Origin of the sequence: Anaerovibrio slackiae, assembly GCF_009695585.1 — a bacterium.
GTDB classification, from domain to species: Bacteria; Bacillota; Negativicutes; order Selenomonadales; family Selenomonadaceae; genus Anaerovibrio; species Anaerovibrio slackiae.
In genome coordinates this window covers 164,066-171,250 of record NZ_VUNR01000005.1, presented here as the reverse complement: position 1 = coordinate 171,250, position 7,185 = coordinate 164,066, and the positions used below count along the sequence as shown (strand labels likewise).

Sequence of the window (7,185 nt, the reverse complement as noted above, 5' to 3'; positions counted from 1 at the left end):
TCAAAAGCTTCAACCGTACCTGCTGGCGGCAGGAATGGCTGAAATTCACCATCCAGCAGCTGATGGTTTTTGCCAACGTAGGCAGCCCCAACACCGTGTACAACATGCGCCGCCTCCTGAAGGAACTGGGGTATATTGACTACCGCCCGGCACAGAACGGCAACCGCAGCCAGACCGAATACCGCCTGCTGCCCCTGCCCGGCAATGCAGCTGCCAGCTTTTCACCTAATGAACATTCAGTCAGTGAACATTCAATAAGTGAACATTCAAATAATGAACATTCAATAAGTGAACATTCAAATAATGAACATTCAATAAGTGAACATTCAAATAATGAACATTCAGCCAGTGAACATTCAATAAATGAATATTCACTATCTGAACGTTCAATAACTGAATGTTCAGATAGTGAAAACTCGCAGGCAAAATCACAGCCAAAAGTCCCGGAAAATCACAATCTTGAACCTGTTTTGTTTTCAGAAAATGAATATTCAAAAACTGAACATTCAGCCGAGTTTTCAGTTGAGTGTTCACTGAGTGAAAACAACTCCCCAGTATTCATGGGTTTTCACGGCTATTTTGTTAGCAGTACATTAGCAACATTTGGCATCCATTATCACACCGTTATCTATAATGAATTCGTATTTCTTTCCCTGCTCCACGGTTATCCCAGGTACGTTGCCTCTTCCGCGTTCCCATGCGGTCTTCTTTTTCCACTTGCTGGCAAAGACCACTCCCTTGAATTCACCGTAATCCGTCTTGAAAACTATTCTCGCCATGGTGTTTCCTTTCTTATCATGGAACTCCTGCACGGAATCAGCGATGCCCACGAGTATCTTTGGCAACTTATGGAATGACATGCCAAGCACTTCCATTTCCCCCTTGGCTTCATCGTATTCCTTTTCAGCGTTGATACTCAGCTGCACTTCGCTTTTCTTCTGTTGCCACTGCTCAACCCTTTTGGTGTCTCCGAGCTGGCTATAATGTTCTATACGCTCATCGCATTGCCTGACTCGCTGGAGCTTCTTGGAATCATCCTCGAAATTTGCAATCATCCATGCACGGGATTTCCCGATGGAGTCCATGGCTCCTGCTTTTATCAGTGCCATGCCAACGGTCTTCGTATTCTTGTCAACGAACTCTTTCCATGACTTACATCCGAGAACGATGTTCTTCCCTACGCCCTTGATGTAGCCAAGTCCCATGCGGATATTCCTGCCTTCCACCTGCCACTCCATGTTGCCAACTTTATAGCTTGGCTCCAGGATTTCTATGTTGAGCCTCTTGAGTTCAGGAAGGTACTTTATAATATCCTCCTGCTTGCCCTTGGAATTTATCACTGCACACATGTACTCCACAGGATAATGGGTCTTCAGGTACGCGGTCATGTATGACAGGAGAGCGTAAGAACATGCATGAGCTTTGTTGAAACAATAGTTGCCAGCGGCTCTTATCTGTTCTCCCACGGACTGAGCAACGGACTCCTCGTATCCATTCGCTACGCAAGCCTCCACGAACTCCTTGACCGCCTGGTTAATCTTCATAACTTCCTTGCGACCGATAATCTTACGCAAAGCATCTGCTTGCCCAAGGTTATAACCAGCCATCTCCATGGCTATCTTCATTATCTGTTCCTGGTATACCAGTACATTAAATGTATTCCCTGCAATCTTTTTCATGGCATCACAGGTATAATGTACTTCCGCGCCATTCTTGGCATCTATGTACTGCTGGAGCATGCCTGAATCAATAGGGCCAGGACGGAACAGTGCCACCAATGCTGCAACATCGTTAAAGTTGGACACATGAAGCTCCTTGGCTACCCTCTGCATACCGCTGGACTCCATCTGAAACACGCCATCAAGGTTGCCCTGTGCATATGTGTCAAAAGTTTTCTTGTCGTTCATTGGAATATCTGCCCTTGTCTTGCCTATGTTTTTTAAGCAATCATTTATAATGTCCAATGTAGACAGTCCGAGTATATCAAGCTTCATGCATCCCATCGCTTCCAATTGATGGAATGTATACGCTGCTGCTCGGATATATGTGCGCTCACCCGTGGATGTGTCGTTGGAATACATTCCCTCCAATGGAGTATAGTTTTCAATCGCGTCCGGCGTTACCAGGATAGCACTGGCATGACAGTTATGTACAATAAATCCATTACATGCAAAGGTATGATTTCCTTCAACAGATATATCATAAACAGTATGATATATGTTTCTGAATTCATCTTTTTCTGTAATTTTAAATGCCATGCATTTTCTCCCATCTATCGTAACAATAGCCATTTGATATTTATATGTATCTTTAGACGTAAGAGGTTCACCATAAATGGCAAAGCATGCGTTATTCGATAAGCCCAATATCCAGCTAATGGTACCAGACTTTCTTGGCTGTTCCCTGTATGAACAGCGTAATCCCATACGTAATAACGTATTATATATCCATGAAATTACCTGGCGATTATGCATTTCAATTTGACAACGCTGACCTCCATTTTTTCGTTGCGTTTTCTGTCCTTCTCCATCGTATATGCCCCGAATAAAGGATAATTTAACGCTATCATTTGAATCGCATATATATTGTGGAATATTAACATTATAACAACCATGTCCTATATTCCTCTTAATCCATGTTGCAAGCATTTTAGAACTATATGTTACATCTATAGAATGCCCATGGTTACTATGTCGTAATTTTCCATCTATACCAAATTTTTCTTTCATAATTCGCAGTGTCTTATTTATGAATCCCGACTCGTCATCGTTATATGTAAATATTACTGCATGACCATATTTACTTGTTGAACCCTCCGCTATAAAGGCCCCAAGCAACCATGCCATATCTTCGTCAACCACAATGTCATCTTTTATTTTAATTGAACAATTGTACCCTGATATGCCATGATGTATAACCTTATAGTCACAGTTATTCTTTTCGAGGGGAATATAAAACATATGCTTATTAATGTCTACATCTCTTGCTTCGATTTCATACGATTTATATTCCGAATCTAAGTCTGTATACATTCTACCTCGAGTATTAGCAACACCATCAATAACCTTTCTATCAATCACTTTCATTACATGATTGGCTGTAAAATCTATACCACTTTTATTGGATATAGTTTTAAACCTTATAATATTCTCGGTAGAACTAATGGTTGGAATAACATTGTATACTTTTCGATAAGAGCCATCTTCGGTCAGAACATAGTCACCAACCTTAATGTCTTTTATCATACGCATCCCCGTGGAAGTATTGACTAATTCATGAGGGGCCAGGCATCCTGTTTTGTCAAGACGATAACAGAAATGCTTTGCCACATCATAGAGTCTTTCAAGGGTAGCCTTGTCAAATTCAGGGCACTCAAGAATTTCTTCGAGACTTCCGGTCACACGCTTAACCAGCGACCTTAATGCTTGAGCCTCTAGCTTCAATGCCTTCCCTGCCCTCTGAATGGATGCCTTGCCAACATCGTTCTTTTCAGGATTCTTTGTATAGCCGATGGTCATGACTTTGCAAATATTGCCATACTTTTGCTTCACATAATCTATTATTCTCCCTCTGCCCACTGTAGACACATCACTGTCTATGTCACAAGGAGTAATTCTGAATGGATTGCAAAATCTGAAGAACTCTGTCCCATGAACCAACGGGTCTATCTCATGAATACCAAGCAAATAACCAACTAGGCTTCCAGAGCAGCTTCCCCTGCCTACCCCCGTGGGTATATTATTTTCCATGCACCATCTGAGCATATCCCATATTACCAGTAGGTAATTGAGGTATCCTGCTTTCTCCAGGTCAACCATTTCAGCGTTGAACCTCTCGCCGTATTCCTTGTACCTTCCCTTTGGCACCTTGTCCTTCCATGCCTTTCTACAGATATTCCTTATTTCCTCGCTGGGGTTATCCGTAGGATACGAAGGATAATGGTTGCCACCCATAGTAATGGTAGCATTGCATAAGCTAGCAATGTATTCAGTATTTTTGATAGCTTCATCCTTTACCTCCTCTGGAATCCATGCGGTATCACGAATCTCCTGCTCAGACCACAGGTAATTCTCATTGTCATGGTAGGAAAATCCGCGTATCTCATTCCATAACGTATGATATGGCTGGTCAGCAGGGGTTGCATAATGCGCATCCGTGGTCACTACAAGAGGTACATTATATTTCCTGGCAAGCTCAATAACTTTCCTGTTATACTCCTGCTGCTCAGGAATATTCAGTGGCTGTATCTCTGCGTACAGCCTGTCACCAAAGATGCCATGCAGTTCCTGCATCCACCAGTCGGCTCTATTGGTATTCAGTACACCAGCCATGCAAGCAGTTAGACAGATGATGCCCTCGGAATGTCTGCGTAATTCATCCAGTCCAAGGCGCATAGTGAAGAAATAATTTTCTTCCTTGTATGCCTCGGAATCCAGGAGCTTTAAATTGTGATACCCTGTATCATCCATGGCTAGCAGGACAAGATGGTGAGTCAATGCCCTGTCCTTTATCTCAGGGGTCTCGCAGAAATAAAACTCGCACCCAAGGATAGGCTTGATTTCCTGCCTATTACATTCCTCATAAAAGTCCACGATGCCACGCATGGTTCCATGGTCGGTCAGGGAGAGGGCTGTGTAGCCCAGCTCCTTTGCTCTCGTGACCATCTCAGGTACCGTCTGATACCCATCGAGCGTAGAATAATGACTGTGATTATGTAATGAGATGTACATGTTACTCCCTCGCTTCCCTGCAAATTTTCTTTACTGCCTCGCCTATCCCTGCATTTCTATCGTCCACATAGATATGAGCAAATGGCTTCCTGGATTTTCCCTTCCATTCGATGGAGCTTGGAATATCCTCGTTCACGGCATCGAAGGTAAGACTGTGCTTCCTGCAGAAGTTCACGGCATCATCGAGATACTTGCCTTCCCTGCATGTGAACAGGATTACCCTCACGTTACTATACTTCCTCTGGATATACCTGAGTACATAGAACCAGAACGTTCTGCCGGAAAACCCAGGGAACTCCTTTGCACGAACGAGAGTATCATCAAAGTCCGTAGCAATAATGAACTCCTTGCCTTCACTTAATCTTTTGAAATCATTTCTCAACATTACTACCTCCCAAAACCACATAAACCCTAAAGCAAAAGTAAGCCATGAATACAAGTGGCAAAACAAACCATGTCTTTTTATCGGCTACATTAAGTACCGTGAGCAACGCGGAAACACCTGTGAATGCACCAATGGCCAGGAACCCCTCTCTCACCATTTTTATCATTTCAAATCACCCTCTCTTATCTGAATCTGCAATGAAGCAAGCACCGAGATTATCAGGCTATGCTCCGCAGCATTGAAGTCACCTTGGAAAAGCAGATATATCCCAATGACTAATAACGAAATCATTACTACTCTGAGTGCATTTATTACCATAAAAACCACCTCTTATTCCCTATTTTTGGCACCATTAAATCCATTTAGGTACAATCATATTACCCTCGAATTTAACGGTGCCAAAATCAGCCTTTAAAACGGCAATGTAATACCCTGTTCCTTGAAGAACTTGGACATAACCTGCTTAATCTTCTCGTTTGCAAGGACATTCAGTACGCCAAAGTCAATCTTCGGATTCTTGAATTTCTTCACGATGTCCCAGGTATTCTCCACGATAAGCTCATGCCATACCGTACCCAGGCAACGACCAATGTACTTGTTGTTCCATGTGCCAATGTCATTCAGCACCTTCGCCAGCTCTTTTTCGATGAAGGCTGTGGTAAGATACTGGTCAACAATGCCATGCTCGACATCGACCGCGGACACCTTGCATTTCTTCTGCATCTTGAACTCCGTGCGCACCAGTTTTGCCCATGTGGTTCTGCCGTACTCGTTGCGGAAGCCATAGTTCTTCAGGACAATGCCCTCGCCTGGCATGGAGGCATCGCTCTGCAAGAAGTTGCTCCGCTGGAGATACTCGGAAAGCTGCGCCTCAGTAGGATTCTCCAGCTTGGCAATGAGAGGAATATATTCGATGCCATATTCCTCAAGCAACGGCTGATACTCCTCGTATGTAAGGTAGCGAGGGTAGCCATCGGAGTAATCAACCACATCAAAGATATACACCTTGCGCCATGCATCATCACTGTAGCTACGGATTGTATGCGGTACAAGGAACTCTCCGTACAAGTAGTGCTGCGGATGCGCCTTGAGATACGAAGCAAACTTCGGATTGTCCATTACATACTTACAGCTACCGGCGTTATCACAACCAATAGCAATAGCACGCTTACGGCTGTTTACCTTGACCTCACCATTCTCGCTGTGAATGCCAATGTTTGTTCCGTCAAGCTTGGTGAACAGGTAGACCATGCCATCAAGGATACCCTGTACCTCATCGTTGCCAAGCCTCTCTACATGCTGATAAAAAGTTGTTTCCATTTGAATCATGCTCCCTTCAAAATATCACGGAATTTATCTACGGCTGAATAGTAATATCTAAACGACTCCACGGTCTTATTGCTATACCGTGACTTGTCGTAGAAGAACTTGCCATTTTCATCATTCTTCAAGCAGTGCTCATTGGCAATCTTGCCAACCTTGTTGGCTGAGATACCAAGCATATTACCTATCTCCGTGGCAGTATATGTTTTCTGTTCTACCATGGGGAGAGCAAAGACCTCACGACCTGCCAAGGTATTTGCTGCATAAGCATTGCAGATTTCCTTGTGAGTGGCATTGTTAGTATTGCCAGCTATGAGCAACCAGAGATTTGCCTGGGCGGTCTTGGCATTATACAAATCCACTTCCAATTGTTCTCTCTGAAGCGGAGCTGGTTCCTTGAGTTTCTTCTCCATCTCGTTAAAAGCCTGGATATATTTGATTTTCCATGCCATCGCTTCCTTGCCGGTAAAACCCATGACCAACAAGGAGAATCCATCGCGGTTCATGAGATACTCTTTGTAAGACTTACCTGTGCCAGCCTTATAAGTAGTTTCATAGAACATAGAGGTCAGAGTTGAAAATTCAGTCTTGGTATCAGCCCCCAAAATTGGGGTGTGACTAATTATACTCTCGATGTCTCGTATAACATGGTCATGCCTTTTTCCAAAGTTCTCCGCAACCTGTCTACTGGACACCACCAGCTCACCATTGTTCTCGCTAATTACAATACTGTTTTCCATTAAGTAC

At 43.5% G+C, this 7,185-nt stretch carries 6 protein-coding genes; all 6 read right to left on the bottom strand.

Annotation, left to right across the window (positions count from 1 at the left end; genetic code table 11):
- Positions 1–139: 139 nt before the first annotated feature.
- The 6 genes from FYJ84_RS15020 to FYJ84_RS04520 all read right to left on the bottom strand — a co-directional run bounded on the left by FYJ84_RS15020 (position 140) and on the right by FYJ84_RS04520 (position 7,178).
- On the bottom strand, positions 140–349 hold the full coding sequence (locus FYJ84_RS15020; protein WP_154406417.1) for a pentapeptide repeat-containing protein: 210 nt from the start codon (positions 347–349) through the stop codon (positions 140–142).
- A 244-nt stretch (positions 350–593) separates the two neighbouring features.
- Positions 594–4,730: a PHP domain-containing protein gene (locus tag FYJ84_RS04540; protein ID WP_154406409.1), complete on the bottom strand. Its 4,137-nt coding sequence runs from the start codon at positions 4,728–4,730 to the stop codon at positions 594–596.
- A 1-nt stretch (position 4,731) separates the two neighbouring features.
- Positions 4,732–5,115, bottom strand: coding sequence for a hypothetical protein (locus FYJ84_RS04535; protein ID WP_154406408.1), 384 nt, complete (start codon positions 5,113–5,115; stop codon positions 4,732–4,734).
- Positions 5,102–5,281, bottom strand: a complete 180-nt coding sequence (locus tag FYJ84_RS04530; protein WP_154406407.1) for a hypothetical protein — start codon at positions 5,279–5,281, stop codon at positions 5,102–5,104. The genes FYJ84_RS04535 and FYJ84_RS04530 overlap by 14 nt, the downstream gene beginning before the upstream one ends.
- A gap of 245 nt (positions 5,282–5,526) precedes the next feature.
- A complete protein-coding gene (locus tag FYJ84_RS04525; RefSeq protein WP_205764097.1) occupies positions 5,527–6,435 on the bottom strand; it encodes an RNA ligase family protein in 909 nt (302 codons plus the stop codon).
- 5 nt (positions 6,436–6,440) lie between these two features.
- Complete coding sequence (locus FYJ84_RS04520) at positions 6,441–7,178, bottom strand: Rha family transcriptional regulator (protein ID WP_154406405.1); 738 nt, start codon at positions 7,176–7,178, stop codon at positions 6,441–6,443.
- Positions 7,179–7,185 lie beyond the last annotated feature (7 nt).